17 protein-coding genes and 1 pseudogene (1 of these 18 cut by a window edge) are annotated in these 20526 nt (G+C 37.5%); 10 read left to right on the top strand and 8 right to left on the bottom strand.

Features of this window, described 5'->3' with window-relative positions:
* Positions 1–93, bottom strand: partial view of a hypothetical protein gene (locus BWD162_RS06040; protein WP_078705842.1) — the start only. Its footprint begins 378 nt before the window's first position; the window shows 93 of its 471 coding nt (coding positions 1–93); the start codon lies at positions 91–93; its stop codon lies beyond the left edge, outside the window.
* 68 nt (positions 94–161) lie between these two features.
* Positions 162–1097 carry an NAD(P)H-dependent glycerol-3-phosphate dehydrogenase gene (locus tag BWD162_RS06035; RefSeq protein ID WP_078705841.1) on the bottom strand — a complete coding sequence of 312 codons (936 nt, stop codon included), beginning with the start codon at positions 1095–1097 and terminating at the stop codon, positions 162–164.
* Between the two features lie 825 nt (positions 1098–1922).
* Between BWD162_RS06035 and hisS the strand changes: the two genes are divergently transcribed.
* A complete protein-coding gene (hisS, locus tag BWD162_RS06030; protein WP_078705840.1) occupies positions 1923–3410 on the top strand; it encodes a histidine--tRNA ligase in 1488 nt (495 codons plus the stop codon).
* Between the two features lie 141 nt (positions 3411–3551).
* Here hisS and BWD162_RS06025 read toward each other — a convergent pair whose 3' ends face one another.
* On the bottom strand, positions 3552–4076 hold the full coding sequence (locus BWD162_RS06025; protein WP_078705839.1) for a peroxiredoxin: 525 nt from the start codon (positions 4074–4076) through the stop codon (positions 3552–3554).
* A gap of 295 nt (positions 4077–4371) precedes the next feature.
* Between BWD162_RS06025 and BWD162_RS06020 the strand changes: the two genes are divergently transcribed.
* A complete protein-coding gene (locus tag BWD162_RS06020) occupies positions 4372–6000 on the top strand; it encodes an alpha-D-glucose phosphate-specific phosphoglucomutase (protein WP_078705838.1) in 1629 nt (542 codons plus the stop codon).
* Between the two features lie 58 nt (positions 6001–6058).
* Here BWD162_RS06020 and fumC read toward each other — a convergent pair whose 3' ends face one another.
* Positions 6059–7447 carry a class II fumarate hydratase gene (gene fumC, locus BWD162_RS06015; protein WP_078705837.1) on the bottom strand — a complete coding sequence of 463 codons (1389 nt, stop codon included), beginning with the start codon at positions 7445–7447 and terminating at the stop codon, positions 6059–6061.
* Positions 7448–7672: 225 nt separating this feature from the next.
* On the opposite strand from fumC, the gene groES reads away from it, so the two are divergent.
* The gene (groES, locus tag BWD162_RS06010; RefSeq protein ID WP_010701621.1) at positions 7673–7969 is read left to right on the top strand and encodes a co-chaperone GroES; all 297 of its coding nucleotides are present in this window, start codon (positions 7673–7675) and stop codon (positions 7967–7969) included.
* Between the two features lie 47 nt (positions 7970–8016).
* Positions 8017–9660: a chaperonin GroEL gene (gene groL, locus BWD162_RS06005; RefSeq protein ID WP_078705836.1), complete on the top strand. Its 1644-nt coding sequence runs from the start codon at positions 8017–8019 to the stop codon at positions 9658–9660.
* Positions 9661–10065: 405 nt separating this feature from the next.
* On the opposite strand, the gene BWD162_RS06000 is transcribed toward groL, so the two are convergent.
* The 4 genes and pseudogenes from BWD162_RS06000 to BWD162_RS07805 all read right to left on the bottom strand — a co-directional run bounded on the left by BWD162_RS06000 (position 10066) and on the right by BWD162_RS07805 (position 15161).
* Complete coding sequence (locus BWD162_RS06000) at positions 10066–10656, bottom strand: NifU family protein (protein WP_078705835.1); 591 nt, start codon at positions 10654–10656, stop codon at positions 10066–10068.
* A 675-nt stretch (positions 10657–11331) separates the two neighbouring features.
* Positions 11332–12399 (bottom strand): tryptophan--tRNA ligase, encoded by a 1068-nt coding sequence (gene trpS / locus BWD162_RS05995; protein ID WP_078706158.1) that lies wholly within the window; start codon positions 12397–12399, stop codon positions 11332–11334.
* A gap of 80 nt (positions 12400–12479) precedes the next feature.
* A pseudogene (gene murJ / locus BWD162_RS05990) lies at positions 12480–14041 on the bottom strand (murein biosynthesis integral membrane protein MurJ).
* A gap of 967 nt (positions 14042–15008) precedes the next feature.
* Positions 15009–15161: a hypothetical protein gene (locus BWD162_RS07805; protein ID WP_194284856.1), complete on the bottom strand. Its 153-nt coding sequence runs from the start codon at positions 15159–15161 to the stop codon at positions 15009–15011.
* Positions 15162–15358: 197 nt separating this feature from the next.
* On the opposite strand from BWD162_RS07805, the gene BWD162_RS05975 reads away from it, so the two are divergent.
* The 6 genes from BWD162_RS05975 to BWD162_RS05945 all read left to right on the top strand — a co-directional run bounded on the left by BWD162_RS05975 (position 15359) and on the right by BWD162_RS05945 (position 20514).
* Positions 15359–15580, top strand: coding sequence for an antitoxin MazE family protein (locus BWD162_RS05975; protein ID WP_078705833.1), 222 nt, complete (start codon positions 15359–15361; stop codon positions 15578–15580).
* A gap of 2 nt (positions 15581–15582) precedes the next feature.
* The gene (locus BWD162_RS05970; protein ID WP_078705832.1) at positions 15583–15906 is read left to right on the top strand and encodes a type II toxin-antitoxin system PemK/MazF family toxin; all 324 of its coding nucleotides are present in this window, start codon (positions 15583–15585) and stop codon (positions 15904–15906) included.
* A 392-nt stretch (positions 15907–16298) separates the two neighbouring features.
* Complete coding sequence (locus BWD162_RS05960) at positions 16299–16490, top strand: HigA family addiction module antitoxin (protein ID WP_236824139.1); 192 nt, start codon at positions 16299–16301, stop codon at positions 16488–16490.
* 876 nt (positions 16491–17366) lie between these two features.
* Positions 17367–17759 (top strand): helix-turn-helix domain-containing protein, encoded by a 393-nt coding sequence (locus BWD162_RS05955; RefSeq protein WP_078706157.1) that lies wholly within the window; start codon positions 17367–17369, stop codon positions 17757–17759.
* Between the two features lie 447 nt (positions 17760–18206).
* Positions 18207–19076 (top strand): hypothetical protein, encoded by an 870-nt coding sequence (locus BWD162_RS05950; RefSeq protein ID WP_078705831.1) that lies wholly within the window; start codon positions 18207–18209, stop codon positions 19074–19076.
* Between the two features lie 481 nt (positions 19077–19557).
* Positions 19558–20514, top strand: a complete 957-nt coding sequence (locus BWD162_RS05945) for a hypothetical protein (RefSeq protein WP_078705830.1) — start codon at positions 19558–19560, stop codon at positions 20512–20514.
* Positions 20515–20526 lie beyond the last annotated feature (12 nt).

The following is a 20526-nucleotide window of genomic DNA, read 5'->3' as shown; positions in this document are numbered from 1 at the left end:
CTTAAGATAAACAGAATAGCCTGAAGGATTATGCATCAAAGCGGTGATAACAGATTCTATATCATCTAAACTCTCTTCATAAACACCTCGCAAATGTTCAGGATTAAGGAAGGCAATGGCTTATTGAATAATAATTTCTTTATTGGAATTTTATTTTCAAGTTACCTTTTCATCAAAGTGCTGATGCTTTCTAAAGGGTTTTTACCTTGAATGATTTTTTGAACTTCTGTAGCGATAGGTGCGTAAATTCCTTCTCTTTGAGCAATTTGAGTAATTGCGTTAGAAGTTTTAATGCCTTCGGCTACTTCGCCTAGCTCGCTTAAAATGTTTTGCAAAGGTTTGTTTTGCGCTAATCCTAATCCAACACGATAATTTCTAGAAAGAAGGGAATTTGCTGTTAAGAACAGGTCACCTGCACCAGACAACCCTAAGAAAGTTTGCATTTTTGCACCAAAATGTTCTGCAAATTGATACATTTCTACAAGTCCACGCGATAGGAGAGATGCTTTAGCATTCTGACCTAATTGCAGTCCGTCACAAATTCCAGCCGCTATGGCAATGACATTTTTATATGCACTTGCCACTTCTCCACCAATGATGTCATTTTCAATATAGGGTTTGATAAAGTCAGGCATTCTGTTTGCAAATTCTTGAGCAAGGGTGGAATTATGCGAATGAATAGTTAAGGCACATGGGAGAGAGAGAATGATTTCTTTAGCAAAGCTTGGACCTGCTAAAAAACAAAGATTTTCTGGAGCAATAAAATCTTTGGCAATTTGACTGACAAATGCTCCACTATCTTCTTCAATTCCCTTGCTTGTGATGAGTATTTTTGAATCTTTTTTCAAGCATGTGTAAGCAAACCATTCTCTTAAAGCTTGAACACTAATAGCAATGACAAAAAGTGTAGAATCTAAACTCTCGTCTAAAGAACATTGTGAAATGATTGAATGAGAATTGTGACTCAATATTTTGTTTAAAGGCTCTAGTGCAGAGGTGATATCACGTCTTGAAACAATTCGGACTTCATTTTTATGTGCAAAAGCAAATGCAAGAGCTCTTCCCCAAATTCCACCGCCAAAAATTGTTATCTTCATTTTATTCCTTAAGTATTTTAAAGACGATACTTCATCTCATACATTGCCAAACGCATCTTTTAAGATAGGGAGAATATGTGTTTTCTTGGTTAAGAAAAGGACGTTTTTATACGATGAATAGCGTTTTTTGAATGGCTGTCAATGTTGATTAAAAAAGTCTGGTACGATTTGTTTTCTTGAGAAAAGGCGGGTTTTATTTAATTTTGCGTTGTTTTTTACCAGATTTTTATCACTTTAGAACATTTTTAATTTTGTTAAAATGGTGCATCTTCTCTTTGTGCATTGATGTAGAAAAGGTTTCTTAAGGTAAAAAGAATTTCTTAAAACGGTAGTAAGGCACTGTTAAACATCTATCGTTTGAAGTTTTGCTACAAATCTAGGAAGTCTTTGATGAAGTGAAATCGATTTGATAGTGCCTGCTTGTTAGGAAAAGCAACATGATAGCAAAGTGATGGCAGCATAATTGGCAGGTAATATAAAAAGGGGTGATGGTGTGTATCCACCACAAGACAGTATAAAATTACTGCAACGTTTATTTTAATACAATAGCTATCTTATTCCGCGAACATGAGGTTATGCGTGAATATAAAGAGGCAATAAATGAGAGACAGTTCAATCAAACCTTGGACATGTTGGGTGATGCTTTGGTGTGCGGACAGAAGCTGATGATAATGGGGCATATTCTTTTGTAAGGTTAAAATCAGATCGTTGTCTATAACAACAGGTTATAAAATTATTGCGGCATTCATTTCGATAAGCTAGACATGACCGTTCGCAAAAACACAGAGTTATGCGTAAACATACATTGCTGAATAGAGAAATATCATGTCTACAAAACAAAAAAAAACTAAAGCGCGTTTACCACGGGGTTTTGTTGATTACACAGGTCTAGGGTTACAGACGCTTGAAGAAATGATTACTCGGATTCGTGAAGTTTATGAGCTTTACGGTTTTGAAGCACTTGAAACACCGATTTTTGAATATACAGATGCTCTTGGAAAGTTTTTGCCTGATGTAGATCGCCCAAATGCAGGTGTTTTTTCTTTACAAGATGATGATGAACAATGGATGTCTTTGCGTTATGATCTCACAGCTCCTCTTGCTCGCTATGTTGCTGAGAATTTTGAAATTTTACCAAAACCTTATCGCAGTTGTCGTATTGGACCTGTTTTTCGTAATGAAAAGCCAGGACCAGGGCGCTTTCGTCAATTTATGCAATTGGATGCTGATATTGTGGGGGCATCAACAGTGGCTGCTGATGCAGAAGTCTGCATGATGGCAGTAGATAGTTTAGAAAAATTAGGGTTTAAGCGTGATGAGTATGTCATTCGTCTGAGTAATCGGAAAATTTTGGATGCTGTTTTGGAAAATATTGGTTTGGAGGGAGATGAACAAGCTGACAAACGTTTAACTGTTTTGAGGGCTATGGATAAGTTTGAGCGACTTGATTTTGAAGGAGTTCGTTTTCTGTTAGGGGAGGGTCGTTTGGATGAAAGCGGTGACTTTACAAAAGGTGCGGGGTTAAAAAAACTAGATATTGATTATATCCTTGCTTTTCTGTCTGTGCGGCATGAAACTTCAGAGGGAGTAGTGGCGTTTCTCAAAACAATGGTTGGTCATTATGCTCATGGGCTTGAAGGGATTCGAGAACTTGAGGAAATGTGGGAAATTTTTGCTGTCAATGGTTATCAGAAATGCATAAAGATTGATTTGTCGGTTGTACGAGGGTTGGACTATTATACGGGGCCTATTTTTGAAGCTGAAGTGCTTTTTGATATTATCAATGATGATGGGCGAAAAGCTTTTTGGGGATCTATTGGTGGGGGTGGGCGCTATGATGGGTTGATTGCACGTTTTCGTAATGACAATGTTCCCGCAACGGGTTTTTCAATTGGTTTATCACGCTTAATGGCAGTTTTGCAAAGCAGTGGAAAATTGTCTGTAAAGGAGGAGACAGGTCCGGTTGTGGTGTTGATGATGGATCAAGAACCAGGCAGTGTTGCACGTTATCAGAATATGGTGAAGCAATTGCGCAATGCAGGTATTCGCTCTGAAGTATATTTAGGGGAGTCGGGTATTAAGGCACAAATGAAATATGCGGATCGGCGCCGTGCACCTTGTGTGGTGATTCAAGGGTCACAAGAACGCCAGTACGGGGAAGTTCAGATTAAAGATTTGGTGGAAGGTGCGCGTTTAGCCAATGAAATTGAAGATAATCAAACATGGCGTGAAAGTCGCCCAGCGCAAATAACCGTTGAGGAAAATCAATTGGTTCAAGCAGTGCAGGATATTTTGGAAAAACAAAAAAGGTAGATGTTTTTTCTTTTTAAAGATTGCATAGAGGTTTGCAAAAAAACAAAAACAGCACAAATTCCTTAAAGGCGGTTTGTGCTGTTTTAATGTGCCATTTTAAAAAATGTGATCTTCTTTAAAGAAGTGCTCTTTGTTTAACACTTAGTCTTGAAGTGTTTTTAAGATATGTTGAGGTGATGAGACTTCATATGGATCTGTTTGGCAATTATCTGAATAGCCTTTTTCTTCAAACCACTGTTCAATAACTCCATCATTAATGACCGCTGCATAACGCCATGAACGCATTCCAAAGCCGAGATTGTCTTTAGAAACCAGCATTCCCATTTTACGGGTAAATTCACCGGAGCCATCAGGGATCAATTTCACGTTTTTAATACCTTGCTTTTGACCCCAGGCGTTCATGACAAAGGAATCATTGACGGAGAGGCAGTAAATTTCATCAATGCCGACTTTTTTAAATTCGTCATAAAGTTTTTCAAAGTCAGGAAGCTGAAAGGTTGAACAAGTGGGTGTAAATGCTCCGGGGAGAGAAAAAAGAATAACCCGTTTCCCTTTAAAGTAAGTGTCACTATTGACATCTTGCCACCGATAAGGATTATCCCCGCCGACTGATTCATCCCGTACACGTGTGTGGAAAGTTACGTTGGGAACTTGTTTTTTGATCATAATTACGCTCCTATAAGCCTTTTGGGATTGTGTTGCAAAAACGGTTTTGTTTTTCAACGACGAATGTTGGAAGTGTAGTAGATTGTGATAAATTTGCAAGTATTTCATGCTTGCATCAAAGTTAAATGAAAGCAGCTTGAATGGGTAGCCCCTTAAATAAAGGGAACTGTAAAAAGGGTAGTCATTTAATAGAAGGTACCATGGGAAGTTTCTGCATAGACAGCTATTTAATGAGACATTAATTGTGGGAGGATGCTCCCTTTCAAGTTGAGAAAATAGTAGGAAGGTTATTTTCATGATCGTCAACACTGTTTTGACAACAGCTTTTCATGATCAAAAACTGGGAACATCTGGTTTACGCAAAAAGGTATCGGTTTTTCAGCAACCCCATTATGTTGAAAATTTTATTCAGTCCATTTTTGACAATGTTGGACCTCTTGAGGGAAAATTATTTATCCTTGGTGGGGATGGGCGCTATTTAAATGACACCTTTATTCAACTTGTGTTAAAAATGGCTGCTGCAAATGGTGTGGGTTGTGTTAAGGTGGGAAGAGGGGGTATTTTATCAACACCTGCTGTGTCGCACCTTATTCGCAAATATCATGCACATGGAGGCATTATTTTATCGGCAAGCCACAATCCTGGTGGTGTGAATGGTGATTGTGGTATAAAATATAATATTTCCAATGGTGGTCCGGCACCTGACTGTTTGTGTGATGCTATTTTTGCAACATCGCGACATCTTTCTTCTTATAAAATTGTTGAAGTTCCAGACATTGATTTAGAAATAGAAGGGCAAAGTTTTATCGGTTCCATGCAGGTAGATGTTATCGACCCTGTGACAGATTATGCTGCTTTAATGGAAGAGCTTTTTGATTTTGGTTGCATTTCTCAAGCAGTGAAAAAGGGTTTAACCTTGCGATTTGATGCTATGCATGCGGTCACAGGGCCTTATGCGAAAGAAATTTTTGAAAAGCGCTTAAATTTTCCTCAAGGAACAGTAGTCAATGGAACTCCTTTACCAGATTTTGGTGGTTTTCATCCTGATCCCAATTTGGTACATGCAAAGGATCTTTATCATTTGCTCATGTCTGATCAAGGGCCTGACTTGGGTGCTGCTTCTGATGGTGATGGTGATCGCAATCTCATTATTGGTCGCAAACAATTTATTACCCCTTCTGATTCATTGGCTATTATGGCAGAAAATGCACATCTGATTAAAGGATATAGGCAGGGCATTTCTGGGATTGCCCGCTCAATGCCAACAGGGCGTGTTGCTGACCTTGTGGCACAAGAGAAGGGGATCAATCTTTTTGAAACGCCAACAGGATGGAAATTTTTTGGTACGCTTCTAGATGCCGGAAAAGTTACTTTGTGTGGTGAGGAAAGCTTTGGAACGGGCTCACACCATGTGCGCGAAAAGGATGGTTTATGGGCCGTGTTGTTTTGGTTAAACCTTTTGGCTCTAACAGGGCAAACAGCGGCACAAATTGTACAAAAACATTGGCACAAATATGGGCGTTTTTATTATTCACGTTATGATTATGAGAATATTGAAGCACAAAAAGCTTATATAATGATGGAACATTTGCGCACGTTATTGCCCTTAGCTGGAACAAAAGTTGCCGGGTTAATTGTTACACACTGTGATGAGTTTACTTATCATGATCCAATTGATGATAGCGTTAGTGTCGGCCAAGGGGTGCGGGTGTTTTTTGAAAATGGAGCACGATTGATCGTGCGTTTATCTGGAACGGGAACAGGGGGGGCAACTGTACGCATTTATCTCGAACAGTATGAAAGCAACCCCCGCAAATATAATCAAGATCTGCAAAAGGTACTTCGACCTTTATTTTTAGCAGCGCTTGAATTGTTAAAAATAAAAGAATATTTGGGCCGTGAACAGCCCGATATTATAACGTAAATGTCATTTATAATAACAATGCATAATGACATAAATTCATCAATAACATAAAATAGCCTTATTGTGGGTGGATCATCTTCTTTGGATCAACCAGTCGGTCGTAGTCAGCTTCAGTAATCCCGGCTTTTAAAGCTTCTTCCCGTAAGGTTGTACCGTTTTTGTGGGCTGTTTTAGCAATATCAGCAGCTTTTTCATAACCAATTTCTGGTGCGAGCGCTGTAACCAGCATGAGAGAGCGCTCTAAAAGGGACTGGATGTGATCTGTATTAGCACGCAGTCCTTTGATACAGTTAATATCAAAGGAGTGCATAGAATCACCAAGAAGTGAGAGCGACTGCAGAACATTATAACCAATAACGGGCTTAAAGGCATTGAGTTCGAAATGACCTTGGCTTGCAGCGAATGTCACACTAGTCTGATTTCCAAAGACTTGGCAGGCGACCATACTTAAGGCTTCACATTGGGTGGGGTTAACTTTTCCTGGCATAATGGAGGAACCAGGTTCATTTTCTGGTAAGCTTAGTTCGCCTAGGCCTGAACGTGGTCCTGATCCTAAGAAACGAATGTCATTTGCAATTTTGAATAAATCAGCTGCCAATGCATTTAAGCTTCCGTGGAAATTGGCAAGAGCTCCATGGTGGGCGAGAGCTTCAAATTTGTTATTAGCGGTTGTGAAAGTTACTCCTGTGAGTGGACTAATCGTTTCAGCAAATGCAACGTCAAATCCTTTTGGAGCATTAAGGCCTGTTCCAACGGCAGTTCCCCCTTGCGCAAGCATTTGAACATCAATAAGAGCCATTTCAATACGTTGACGGTTGGCTTCTAGCGCAGCGCGGTAGCCTGAAAATTCTTGTCCCAAAGTAAGGGGGGTGGCATCTTGCGTGTGTGTGCGCCCCAATTTTATAATATCTGCAAATTCTTCTTCTTTTGTTTGAAGACTGGCAATAAGAGTATCAAGGATTGGGAAAAAATGTTGGCGTGTTTGCAGTGTAGTAGCAATATGAAGCGCTGTAGGAAAAGAATCGTTTGATGATTGGCTCATATTTACGTGGTCATTAGGGTGCACGGGTGCTTTGTTGCCAAGTGTTCCCCCTAAAAGCACGCTAGCGCGATTGGCGATTACTTCATTGACATTCATATTGCTTTGTGTGCCAGATCCTGTTTGCCAAACAGCTAGGGGGAAATGTGTATCAAATGCACCAGAAAGCACTTCATCAGCGGCAGTGACAATCGCTTGCCCTATGTCTTGCGAAAGTTTTCCTTTTTGCATATTCACAAGAGCTGCTGTCTTTTTGATAAGACTTAAAGCATAAATCAATGAGAGAGGCTGTTTTTCTGAACCAATATTGAAATTATGTCGAGAACGTTCTGTTTGCGCTCCCCAATAACGGTCATGAGGAACCGAAACTGTCCCAAAACTATCGGTTTCTTGGCGTGTTTTAAGCATCGTAAAATTCCTTAACGTATGTTCTATTAGTTTAGTAAAAGATAAGCATTTTTTGATCAGAATCAAAGAGCCAATTAGAATCAATATGAAAAAATTATTTTATTTAGAATCCTTGACATTGTGGATCAATATTTTTATATAAAACTTATTACTAGCACTCACTACTCAAGAGTGCTAGTAAAATTTAAGATTAATCAGTTATACTAAGTTTTAAGGGTTTAAAACATGGCTAACACACAATTCCGCCCACTTCACGATCGTGTTGTCGTTCGTCGGGTTGAATCTGAAAATAAAACTGCTGGTGGGATTATCATCCCTGATACAGCAAAGGAAAAACCTCAAGAAGGTGAAGTAATCGCTGTTGGTAATGGCGCTCTTGATAATAATGGAAAGCGCGTGCCTCTCGAAGTTAAAGCAGGAGACCGCATCTTATTTGGGAAATGGTCTGGAACCGAAGTGAAGATTAATGGTGAAGAACTCTTAATCATGAAAGAATCCGATATTATGGGGATTTTGGGTTAATCCATTCTCTCAATTTGTTTCATTTACTATATCCAAGGAGAAATTAAATGGCTGCTAAAGAAGTCAAATTTGGCCGTGAAGCACGTGAGCGCTTGGTGCGCGGTGTTGATATCCTTGCTAATGCTGTTAAGGTAACACTCGGTCCTAAAGGCCGTAATGTGGTGATTGACAAATCATTTGGTGCACCTCGTATCACAAAAGATGGTGTGTCCGTTGCAAAAGAAATCGAACTGGAAGATAAGTTCGAAAATATGGGCGCACAGATGTTGCGTGAAGTTGCTTCAAAGACCAACGATATTGCTGGTGATGGAACAACAACTGCAACTGTTTTGGGTCAGGCTATTGTGCAAGAAGGTATAAAAGCTGTTGCTGCTGGTATGAATCCAATGGATTTAAAGCGTGGGATCGATTCTGCTGTTGCAGAAGTTGTTGACAGCCTTTTCAAAAAAGCAAAAAAAATTCAAACTTCTGCTGAAATAGCACAAGTAGGAACGATTTCTGCTAATGGTGCTGAAGAAATTGGTAAAATCATTGCCGATGCTATGGACAAAGTTGGTAATGAAGGTGTTATCACCGTGGAAGAAGCAAAAACTGCTGAAACGGAATTAGAAGTCGTTGAAGGTATGCAGTTTGATCGTGGATATCTTTCACCTTATTTTGTCACAAATGCTGAAAAAATGGTGGCTGATCTCGACGATCCTTACATCCTTATTCATGAAAAGAAATTGTCTAATCTGCAATCCTTGCTTCCTGTTCTTGAAGCTGTTGTTCAGTCTGGTAAGCCTCTTCTCATTATCGCTGAAGATGTGGAAGGTGAAGCTTTGGCAACGCTTGTGGTTAATAAACTGCGTGGTGGTTTGAAGATTTGTGCTGTTAAAGCACCAGGCTTTGGTGACCGCCGTAAAGCGATGTTAGAAGATATTGCGATTTTGACATCAGGTCAGGTTATTTCTGAAGATGTTGGCATTAAGCTTGAAAATGTCACTTTAGATATGCTAGGCCGTGCAAAGAAAGTGCATATCTCTAAAGAAAACACGACTATCGTTGATGGCTCTGGACAAAAGGCACAAATCAGTGCTCGTGTAAGTCAGATTAAGGCGCAGATCGAAGAAACAACTTCTGACTATGACCGTGAAAAACTGCAAGAAAGACTTGCTAAACTTGCTGGTGGTGTTGCCGTTATTCGCGTTGGTGGTGCAACAGAAGTTGAAGTAAAAGAAAAGAAAGACCGTGTTGATGATGCCTTGAACGCAACGCGTGCAGCGGTGGAAGAAGGTATTGTTGCTGGTGGTGGAACTGCACTCTTGCGGGCTGCAAACGCAATTACTGTTAAAGGAAGCAATGCAGACCAAGAAGCTGGTATCAATATTGTCCGTCGTGCTCTACAAGCTCCAGCACGCCAAATTGCTACCAATGCCGGTGAAGAAGCAGCGATTATTGTTGGCAAAGTGCTTGAAAATAGTTCAGACACTTTTGGTTACAACACTGCAACAGGCCAATTTGGTGATTTGATTTCTTTAGGAATCGTTGATCCAGTTAAAGTTGTACGTTCAGCTTTGCAAAATGCTGCATCAATTGCCAGCCTTCTCATCACCACAGAGGCAATGGTTGCTGAGCTTCCGAAAAAAGAAACTCCAATGCCTCCAATGGGCGGCGGCGGAATGGGTGGAATGGGCGGAATGGATTTCTAAACGCCTTAACCCATAGGTAAAAAGAAACGGGCCATCTGGCCCGTTTTTTATTGTTTAAGAAGGTTTCTAAGTATTTTAAAGCCTCATAAGGCATGTATATTTATTACGAGATATTTTTATACCTTGAAGCATTGTTGTATTTACAGCTTTGATTTACGCACGCTTTTTTGATCTTCGTATAATGCGGACCTTTCGTGTAGTGCGAACCTCTCCGTGTAATGCAAGCCTTGTTGGTCTTCTTTAACTGCCTATTTATTTCCCCTCCTATATTTGGACGCTGATAAGTATAGTTTGCAGTAAATAATAACAAATTCCCATAGCTTTCAAAAATGATTTTCAGCAAATGATTTGTATGGGATATTTGTACAAAATGGTTTTTTCTTTTTGCTTACTGGGTTTTCAAGTTTATAGCGTAACGTCTTGCGGCATGGCTTCAACGCCCAAAACTTCTGGAATAAAATGACGCAAGAGATTTTCAATCCCGTGTTTAAGTGTTGCTGTTGAGGATGGACACCCAGCGCACGCACCGCGCATATTTAAATAAACGATACCGTTTTCAAAACCACGAAAAGTAATATCCCCACCATCATTGGCAACAGCTGGGCGAACACGTGTTTCAAGAATCTCTTTAATTGTCATGACAATATCAGCATCTTTTTCGTCATAAAATTCTTCGTAGGCCTCAGGGGTTTGTATTTGCAGAGTGGCATCATTGATAACAGTGGAGTCATTGGAAAGAAAATGTTCCATAATTATGCCCAAAATCGCTGGTTTGAGATGTTGCCATTCCCCTTCATTTTTTGTCACAGCAATGAAATCATATCCTAAAAGAACACTGCTAACATTGGGAATTGTAAACAGTTTAGCAGCAAGAGGTGAATTTTTGTTAGCTTCTTTGCTGTTGTGAAACTCTAATACACCTTTGGCAAGGACCACACGGCCTGGTAAAAATTTGAGTGTTGCAGGATTTGGTGTGGTTTCAGTTTGAATAAACATACATTATCCTTTTGTTGCACAAGCTTAAGGAAACAATTAACGCAAAAAAGTTTAAGTATTGATATAATCAGCTTCAATATTTTAAAAGATCGCTTAAAACACGATAACGAGGATAAAACGCCTTCTCACTTGACGATTAATGATTTAATAGGCCTGCTTATGTTATCATGAGAAAATAGGATATGGTAGCGATATCTTGATATTTGTTAATCAATTTACAAATTTTATCAATTTTTTACTTGTATACATAAAATTTTACTAAAAAAACTGCTGCTTTAAAAGCTTAAAATACACCTTATCAAGCATTTGTTCCTTCATAAATAAAGTATATATTTGCACTTGAAGATATGGGAGCACTTAACCTAGCAAGGGGTGACAAGAGGTGTGGTTTGCATCAAGCGCAGTTTGCACTTATCATTTAAATTAAGAGGCAATGCACTAAAATCTACAAATACGTTTACACCCATGTTTTTACAAGGGTATATTGGTGTACATTTGTGTTTTTTGTGTTATGTCAAGAACAACAATAGTTTGTCGATAGTTTTGTCATTTTATTAAGAATGGTTTACAATTTTCATATGTTTTTTCATATATAGTACTTATAGTATGTTTCTTGATTATTCAGTGAAAGGACTATACCGGCTATAGCTTTTTTCAATCAAAGTTTATTGTTTATCAATGATGTAAAAAGCCAACAATTTCACGAACGTGTTTCATTGTATTTTCAGCCAATAGGTTAGCATGTTCAGCCCCATCACGCAAAACAGAATCAATATAAGCATTTTCTTGATGAAGACGGCGTAATTCTTGTGTAATTGGTGCCAGTTTATGGACGACGAGATCCGCTAGAGCAGATTTGAAAAGCGAAAATTGTTGACCTGCAAACTCTAAAAGAGCCTTCTCTTTGCTAATTTGCGCAAAAGCGGCATAAATACCAAGTAAATTATCAACTTCTGGGCGCCCTTCTAAAGCAGTAAGCTCATCGGGGAGGGGAGCGGAGTCGGTTTTTGCTTTGCGTATTTTTTGAACGATAAGATCAGCATCATCAGTTAAATTAATTCGTGAAAAATCTGAAGGATCTGATTTTGACATTTTCTTTGTGCCATCACGTAAAGACATAATGCGCATGCCGGTATCACCAAGAAGAGCTTCTGGTATTGGGAAAAAGCCTTGTTCCTTGTTTTCTCCCTCTTGTATGGGAATGCCAACATTTAAATGTGCAATCCGGTCGGCGTAATCATGATTGAATTTTTGCGCAATATCACGGGTGAGTTCAATATGCTGCTTTTGATCTTCTCCTACTGGAACATGTGTTGCACGATAGAGTAAAATATCAGCAGCCATAAGGCTTGGGTAGGCAAAAAGCCCAACAGATGCTTGTTCGCGGTTTTTACCTGCTTTATCTTTAAACTGTGTCATCCGTTGGAGCCAGCCAATACGGGCAATACAGTTAAAAATCCATGCTAATTCAGCATGTTGAAAAACCCGTGATTGGTTGAACACGATATGTTTTTGTGGGTCAATACCGGCAGCTAAGAAGGCTGCTGTGACTGCACGGGTGGAGTTTTCTAAGGTGAGTGGGTCAGGGTTAGCCGTTAATGCATGCATATCTACAACACAATAAAGGCATGTATGAGATGCTTGCAGTTCAACCCAGCGCTTAATTGCACCTAGATAATTACCAAGATGCAAATTGCCACTTGGTTGCACACCAGAAAAGACGAGGGATGCGCAAGTGTCCATAGGAATTAAGCCTTTCTCTAATGATGTTACGTGTTGCTTTTGTTGTGGTAAAGCTTCTTTTTTGAAAGTCAAATAAGATATTATAGGCGCTGTTTCAAATTTTTACGTAAAAAAGGAAAATAACTCATGCCAAGAGAAAAGCAAATGATACAATAAAACAATAGAATGGAGAAAATTAAACCTGCTAAAGTTCCTATTCGTAAAAAAAGTGGTGCTTGTAGGGACAAAGGGAAAGATAAAAACCCAAGTGCATAATACAAAGCGGCAGCCATTAAGAGAATGGAAACGATTAAGCATGCAATCCACTTGATAAGTTGCATATCACATTTCCAATAACCGCGTTTGATAAGGGTGCTACAAAGCAAGAGTGTGTTAACCCATCCAGAGGTAATTTCTGCAATCACAATGCCACGTGCTGACAAAAGTGGGAATAATGTAAGCGCTAAACCGATATTGATTAAAACACAAATGCCTGCAAAAATCATTGGTGTTTTTGTATCTTCATGAGCAAAAAAATTAGGAATAAAGACTTTTATTAATACAAAAGCTGGAAGCCCTAGTCCATAAAGTTCAAGCAAGTGTGCAACAGTGAGTGTTGATTGGCTTGTAAATTGCCCGCGTTCAAAGAAAAGGCTGACAATGGGGGTGGATATTAGGAAAAAAAGATTGATGCCGGTAAGGTTAAAAAGAGGGTAAATGCAATGGCGTAGTTTTGCAAATAATTGGCTTCTTTGTTATTTTTATTGCGGAAGGCTTTTGTTAATTCAGGTAAAAGAACAGTCGCAACAGCAATACCAACAACGCCTAATGGTAATTGATAAAGGCGATCAGCATAAACCAAAGAAGACACAGCACCTGGGTGACTGGATGCAATATTAGTATTGATCAATAAATTGATTTGCGTAATTCCCCCCGTAATAGCAGCAGGGAATGCTAGGGTTAAAAGTTGGCGAACATTGGGGCTAAGATAAGGAAGACGTAGAGAAATTTTCATCCCACTTTGACGTAAAGCAATTGCAATTAAAGTAAGTTGAAGAAGGCCTGCAATCATAACCCCCCAAGAAAGATTTAGCCCAATCTTCCAAGCATCAAGTTGAAATGTCCAAGCATAGGCAAGCACGCCAATCATCACGATATTTAAAAAGACAGGGGCAATAGCTGCAACAAAATAACGTTGTAATGCGTTGAGCATTCCCCCCATCATGGCTGCTAAAGACATGCACGCTAAATAGGGAAACATAATCGCAGTAAAACGAATTGTAGCTTCAAATTTTGTTGCATCTTCTGCAAATCCTGGTGCAATCACAGTACGTACCAAAAAAGGCATACTCATTTCTATGACAATGGTTAAAAGTAAGAGCAGTGAGAACAGAACGCCAAAAACTTCTTCTGCAAATTCGCGTGCATTTTCTGTTCCATTTTCAGTAATTTTTTTGGAAAATAGGGGAACAAAAGCCGCATTAAAAGCGCCTTCAGCAAAAAGACGGCGGAATGTGTTTGGAAAACGAAAAGCCGCATTAAATGCGTCAGCAGCAGGACCTGTACCAAAAGATGCTGCCATGAGTACTTCACGTACAAAACCAAAAAGACGACTCGCACAAGTTCCAGAAGCAACAGTTATAAATTTTTTAATTAAGCTCATAAAGATAGGTTATGTAAGATATATTATATTGGAAAACAAAAAAAGAGTTTGAAAAAAGCAAAAATCACAAGAGATCATGTAAAATGTTATCATCTCATGTTAGCCTCATGATATTTTATGACGGTGTTTGCCTTTTCTGTCAATAAAATGCATCAAAGTTATTTGAGCGATATTTGTTCCATTTCAGTTATAGATTTTTATCATTTCCCTTCAATTGATCTATAGATATAATAAAAGGCAATATTAGTGCCTTTTTTAAATATCCCCGCGAAAATTTTAAAACCTTGTGCTGATGTTGTAGCATGGTTTGAAAGTTGTGCTCTTAATTAGTTATGCGGCAGTTAAAGATATTAAAATGGCTAGAAATTTTCAAAAGTCATCAGGAAAATGGCTATCGAGGTTAAAGGGAAAAGTAAAACTTTAAGGACAATAGGGAACAAAAGGAACCGAAAGTACAAGTTTCCAACAAAGACCTTTAATCTATCCTCATGAAATAACACAGTTCATGCGAAAAGATATGAGCAGATCATTCTTATACAAGGGCAGCTACTATTCATTGTGGACGATCTATATACTTTAGATGAAAAGATTTAAAAGCTCTTGCTAATAAAATAGATTTTCATTTAAGCAAAAAACTTTTACATTTTTAGTAAATGTGAGTAAATTTCACTTATATCCTGTGATAGTACAAAGATATGGTAAGTTATGATTTCAGATATTAAAGACGCGAAGGGATGAGGATAATGGATGGCATATCTGAGGTTGAACTCAACAAAACAGAAGAAAATTTACACAAAGAGCAGTCTGTTCCAAAAAAGAAACGTAAACGTAATCTATTTATACGCATACTTTTGTTTTTTATAAATAAATTTTTGCATTTTCTTTTCTTCTTCCTTTTATTTATTCGCAGACCAATTCGTGCCATCCTAAATTTTATGACGTTCGCGTCAATGTTATCGTTATTCCTTCACGGTTTTGCATACATATCAGCAGATGAAAGATCGTTATTCGACACAGCAATGATAATTAGTTTCGTCATTATGATGTTTTTCTGTTTATGGGCTAGTTGGGGGTATGATACGCTCTTACTACGTTTAGCATCTCCTGATTGTGAGCTCATGCTCTTTGACTAAATGAGAGCTCACTTTATTCGTTTACACATCATTCAAAATGCGAAGCTTTCTTCCTCTCATTGAGAAAAAACTTTCGTATAAACTGAAAAAATTATTATCATTTTTCTGAAAATTATTAAAAACTTCGTTTCATGTAACTTTTTTCCGTGTTATACGTTACATGAAACATAGTGGAGGTTATATTATGGGCACAATGCATGTCAATGAACGCGTTCAAAAATATCGCAATGCACAGAGAAAAGCTGGATTGCGTTTAATACAAATTTGGGTACCAGATATACGTAAACCGAACTTTGCTGAAGAATGCTGTCGTCAATGTCGTTTAGTAGCAGAGACAGATAAAACTAATGCATCTGTTCAATTATTTATGGAGCAATCTTTAACGGATATTGATGGCTGGACATAATAATGAGAGGTTCTCTTATAACAGTAGCTATACGAGGCGATTTTGGTAAACCAAGACCCGCATTGGTAATCCAGGCTAATCAATTTAGTGAGCATACAAGTATCACAGTTTTACCAATTACAAGCACACTTATTGCTGCTCCACTGCTGCGCGTTACCATTGAGCCAAATAGTGAAAATGGTCTGCTAAAACCTTCACAGGTGATGATTGATAAAATTGTGACGGTACGATGTGATAAAATTAGTTCAATTTTCGGTTATATTCACACAGATGAAATGATACAAATTGAACGCTGTTTAGCTGTATTTTTAGGAATAGTAAAATGAAAATTAATATTTTTCCCTTTTAAATAAATATACATATTTTGTGATAAATTCATTAACCAAGTTAGGCGGTTAAGTTTAATACATCTTATCTTTCAATTAAGACCTTAGTAAAATATGGCAACAGAAATAATTTAAATTACCCGTCTTTTTGATTGCATTCACTAAAGGGTAACCTCAATTGGGTATTAGTCAATTACTGTAAATAGAAATTGTCGCGTAATATTCCGTTTTAATGGTATAGATGTCGAAATGACTGATTATCTAAATAATCACTAAAAAGGGGTGCTATACAATAATGAAAAATCCTCCACACCCTGGAATATTATTACGCGGTGATGTAATAAAAGGCTGCGGATTATCTATTTACTGAGGCGGCGGCAGAACGGCTTGGTATATCTTGTGTAGCGCTTTCTAGGGTTTTAAACGGAAGAGCCGCTATTAGCACTAATCTAGCTATTAGACTTGAGATGGCTGGTATAAATACTGTACGTGTTTGGTTAGATATGCAAACAACTTATGATCTAGCGCAAGCTTTAAAATGTAAACAACCTAAAATATATCTTCTTTACATTAACTCATGTTAGTATCTCCCCTACTATAATTGGAATGTTTTTTAAGGCATTTCTTAAAATGTCCTTATAAACTTCCTCCTTAATATCATGATTTCGGAAGCCGTGTGAGAAGGACAAAACAGGCCGTTTAGGTGTCTTAAATCAAGGATGCTAGGCGTCCATAAGGGAGGGGCCTTGACCTTAAGAACCTAGGTTTGTTAGTCCTTTTGATAAACGCGACAACGACTTTATGATTTTGGTGGGCTCTCCATAGAGTTTGAGAGGCAGAAAACCTCTCATTAAAAAACTATTTTATTGCCAATTTTTGAAAATACTTTATGAGTTAAAAAGTGTGTTGATCGTATATGCAGCGATCAAGAGGGATTCAAAACTCCTTACAGTTTAGGCACAAAATTGACCCATTATGTGGGGTTCCCCGCGATTCCGGGAGTTTTTGTGATGTCCAGGTGCTATGGCACTAAAAGCAAAAAAGCTGACTTGAGCTCAGTACTTTTGACTCCCGGAATACCAATGCGAGGGCGCTCGCTACCCGGCAGCTGGGGGGGGGTGACCTAGAATTGCAAAAAACATGAATGCATCATTATTCTTTACTTTATTCGTACATCATTCAAAATGAGAGGCTTTCTGCCTTTCGTTAAAAAACCTCTGTAAGTTGAAAAACTATTTTATTGCCAATTTTCTGAAATTACTTTATTAATTAAAAGGTGTATTGATCGTATACGCAGCGATCAAGAGGGATTCAAAAGTCCCTACAATTCGAGCACAAAAATTAACCCATTATCATATGGGGTTCCCGGGATTCCGGGAGTTTTTGTGATGTCCAGGTGCTATGGCACTAAAAGCAAAAAAGCTGACTCGAATTCAGTACTTTTGACTCCCGGAATACCAATGCGAGGGCGCTCGCTACCCGGCGGGGGGATAGAAGTGCAAAAGAATTCTCATAATGATATTTTTGTCGGCAAAAAAATCCGATATAGAAGAAGAATGTTGGGAATGTCTCAAAGAACACTAGCTGACTATTTGGGTATAAGCTTTCAACAGATTCAAAAGTATGAAAAAGGATTAAATCGTGTAGGAGCTGGTCGTTTGAAAGATATTGCCGATATATTCGGTGTTCCTATTGCCTTTTTTTACCCTAAGACCGCAACAAAAGAAGGTACTTCCTGCCATCATGATGAAATCATATCGAGCAAAGAAGAATATCTGCTTTTAAAGAGTTTTAGAGTTCTTACATCTGTAAAACAGAAAGCAATTTTAGACTTAATTTCTGATCAGAAGTAAAACTTTTTAAATTATAATATAGCGCTACACTTTCTTATAAGCATTCATCATAATTTCTAAAAACTCTCTATGGCAGTAACGGTTTTGTTTAGCCATGGTTTGAGAACAATTAGTGGTAACTGCGCTGCTGTTTAATATTGATCTGTGTATCATCTGATTGTTCGTGGTTTGGATAAGCATTTGTTTTATTTTCTTCTCTACGCTTGGTCGTGTGTAAAGCAGATGCACACCATTTAAACTGGCAATGGAATTGCTGCTCAGCAAATTAAACAGCAATAATTACTTCAAGGGTTGGTTGCCAATAATACTAGCTTTGCAAAAAAATTACACAATAAACAAAATTGAATGTAGAGCAAAAAATGAGGCAGAGTAAAAAAGCACTCCCCAAAGAAATATATTATATAGGTAAAACTTTAAAATAGTTCCATAAAATAATGGGATAGAAATATGAAAGAATTTTATACAATAACAACTTTAAAGTTTTTTTCACTGATGTTTTTACTATTCGGTATTTATTATATTCTTTTTGCAGATATCGCTTTTTCTGCACCTTTAGATTATCAGAAAAACTATAGTGACTCATTAGAATTAATACAATCACCACTTAACTCATTGTTGTCAGCATTATACATTGCGAGCTTCGTTTTCTTTTTGGCTATGGGGTGGAGTGTTGGATTATTTCGTATCATTAAGTTTCTTGTGCGTCAAAAAGCCGGTATTAAAGAGTTTTGTGAGGAAATTGTTCTGCATTGCTTTGTTTATATTTTTTATACTAACATTTGGGAGTGTTTACAAAAGTTGGGTTTAGTTATTGTCAACAGTTTGCTTAGAGCAGCTGTCTATGTAAGTGGGATGGGTAAAGATCAAATTCCCGTAATTTTCTTAAGAGAAACTTTTCGTTTGGCTGATACTATTCTCAATACGGATAGTGCGAGCTCGTTAACTGACGAAGATAAAAAGTGTTATGCTTTAATCGTTTTTTTATGTTTTACTGCTGTTAACGCTTTTTTGGCATATAAAACTATTAATTGGTCTGTTGTAATTAGAAGACCTAATTCGTTTATAAGTAGTATTTTTCAGGGAGAAACACACAAAACTATGATGGTATTACACATTGCTATCTTTATGATCATACAAGCATATGTGTATACATTTTTACAGATTTTCATCATTTATTTTATGGTAAAATTGCGGGAAGCTTATAATGGTTCATTGACATCAGTGCTTACAGTGGTAGGGATTGCAGTCTTTTGTGCATGTTTTATATATTTTATCCCTAAAGTTTATCGCAATATAATTTCTAGGTTCAATAAATAGTATTATTTCAAGTATTGAGGCAATGCGTGATGGTGCAACGGTTGCTGCAAGAGCTGAAGTGAGTAGAGCCAAAGACAGTAGCATGGGAACTATAGGAAGCAATAGTGTAAATATAACCCTTCTCAGATGGCGAAAAATTCTTTCAAACAAAAAGTAGGCTTCAATATTATCGTGAAAACCCACGTATAGCAGGAGGGAATATTTCCTCCGCAAGAACCACTCAATCGAAATCTTAATCTATGGGAGATTTTTCTAAAAGTAAAACAGTTACTCGCTGGCAATGGAATTATTTGTTCGACAGGTTAAACAGCAACAATTACTTTGATGATTGGTTGCTAATGGTACTGGCTTTGCACAAAAATCACACAATAAACAAAATTGAATGTAGAGCGAAAAATGAGGCAGAGTAAAAAATATTCTCAGAAAATATATTATATAGGTAGAACTTTAAAATAGTTCTGTAAAATAATGGAATAAAAGTATGAGAAAATTTCGTACAACAAAAACTTTAAAGCTTTTTGTAGGAGTGCTTTTATTTCTCAGTATATGTTGTTTTCTTTTTTCGTATATCGTTTTTGCTAAACTTTTAGATATTCCAGCAGCTTTTAATGACCTATTAGAATTAATACAACAACGGCTTAATCAAGATTCGCTACCGTTACACAAGTTTGACTTTTATGTTTATTTGTGTGTAGCAGTTATTCAATTTGTTTATATCTTTACCTTTCTTGTGCTTCAAAAAGCTCAAGCTAGATGTTTTTTTGATAAATCTACTGAGTATGCGTTTTTTTATGGTTGTTGTTTAGTTTTTTTTATAAATTTACGAGAATTTGTTTTAATTACTTTCTATAATTTTAGAAAAATAGTTTTTCATATAAGTGGGATAAGTGAAAATTTATTTCACAGAGGTTATTTGGGGGAGATTAGTTATTTTATTGATACTACTCTCAACCCGTGTACTTCAGGCTCGTTAACTGATGTAGTGGAAAACTTTAGTGCTCTAATCGTTTTTCTATTCTTTGATGTTTTTATTTTTAATTTAGTAGATATAACTACAGGATTGTATAGTGTAATTAGTGCATTTACCTTTCTTATGGATTTTGGCACTTTCCAGCATAGACGAGAGGGTATAATAGTATGGCGTTTTATTGCTTCTACGTGCATAAAAGTATTAGCGTCTATAGTTTTAATGAATTTAATTATTTGTTGTATGATCATATCGCAGAAAGTTTATGGTGATTCACTCATCTTAATTATGGTATTTTTATTTATATACGTGTGTTTAATAATAATTCTAAACTCTATTACATATCTAAAGTTTGGATTAGGTGCTAGTGTTTGTTCAGTTATTAAAGAAATGGTCTATTCCGCAAAAACTGTAATCGCTAAAGCCGCTGCAGATGCAGCAGCAGCGGCTGCGAGAGCCAAAACCAATTGAGCAACAGGCGGT

The sequence above is a fragment of the Bartonella sp. WD16.2 genome (assembly GCF_002022505.1).
Taxonomy (GTDB): domain Bacteria; phylum Pseudomonadota; class Alphaproteobacteria; order Rhizobiales; family Rhizobiaceae; genus Bartonella.
The sequence above is the reverse complement of the archived record's forward strand: the minus strand, read 5'-3'. Positions and strand labels throughout refer to the sequence as shown.